This is a genomic window from Mycobacterium talmoniae, assembly GCF_001854525.1.
Taxonomy (GTDB): Bacteria; Actinomycetota; Actinomycetes; order Mycobacteriales; family Mycobacteriaceae; genus Mycobacterium; species Mycobacterium talmoniae.
In genome coordinates this window covers 1-1064 of sequence record NZ_MLQM01000348.1, presented here as the reverse complement: position 1 = coordinate 1064, position 1064 = coordinate 1, and the positions used below count along the sequence as shown (strand labels likewise).

Annotated in this window: 2 protein-coding genes; one reads left to right on the top strand and one right to left on the bottom strand. The window is 75.4% G+C overall.

The features are described from left to right. Positions 1 to 212, bottom strand: a 212-nt coding sequence (locus BKN37_RS27275) for a DUF3515 family protein (RefSeq protein ID WP_131823732.1), incomplete at its 3' end; no start/stop codon positions are given. A gap of 86 nt (positions 213 to 298) precedes the next feature. On the opposite strand from BKN37_RS27275, the gene BKN37_RS27270 reads away from it, so the two are divergent. Further along, a partial coding sequence (locus BKN37_RS27270; protein ID WP_071030430.1) for a thiamine-phosphate kinase occupies positions 299 to 1064 on the top strand: 766 nt, incomplete at its 3' end.

Genomic DNA, 1064 nt, shown 5'->3' with positions numbered 1-1064 from the left:
CGTCGATAGTCGCCGAGTTGCGGGGGCAGCGCGTCGAGCAGGGTGTGGCAGGACGGGTCGGCGGCGTGCGGCGCCGGGACCGCGGCGAGGGCGACCGGTTGCTGCGGCGTCCGGTGGGTCGCCGCCACCGCCAGCACCACACCGACCGCCGCGAGGGCCAGCACCAGCGCGGCGATCAGCGCCGCGCGCGGTGGGCCGTCGGCCTCGGTCATCGGTTCGCCTCCTTGCCTGCGCCGCCTACACTCCAGCTGTGAACCGGCAGCCTGACCCCACCTTGGGCCAGTTGGGAGAGTTTCCCATGATCGACCGGCTGACCGCCGACCGCCGCCAGCCGGACACCACGTTGCTCGGTCCCGGCGACGACGCCGCGGTGGTGTCGGCCGGTGACGGGCGCACCGCGGTGTCGACCGACATGTTGGTGGCCGGCCGGCACTTTCGGCTGGACTGGTCGACCCCGCACGACGTCGGCCGGAAGGCGATCGCGCAGAACGCCGCCGACATCGAGGCGATGGGCGCGCGCGCCACCGCGTTCGTGGTGGGCTTCGGTGCCCCCGCCGACACCCCGGCGGCCCAGGTCGGCGCGCTGGCCGACGGGATGTGGGCGGAGGCCGCGCGGCTGGGCGCCGGCATTGTCGGCGGCGATCTGGTCCGCTGCCCGCAGTGGGTGGTGTCGGTGGCCGCGCTGGGGGACCTGGACGGTCGCGCGCCGGTGCTGCGCTCCGGGGCGCGGAGTGGATCGGTGCTGGCCGTGGTCGGCGAGCTGGGCCGCTCGGCCGCCGGGTATGCCTTGTGGTGCAACGGTATTCACCGATTCGACGACCTGCGGCGGCGGCATCTGGTGCCCGAACCGCCGTACGGTCAGGGCCGGCGGGCCGCCGAAGCGGGCGCCCAGGCGATGACCGACGTCTCCGACGGCCTGATCGCCGATCTGGGTCACCTCGCCCATGGGTCCGGGGTGGGCATCGACGTCGACACCGACGCGTTGGCGCTCGACCGCGACGCGCTGGCCGCCGCCGCCGACGCGGTGGGCGAGGACGCGTGGTCGTGGGTGCTGGGCGGGGGAG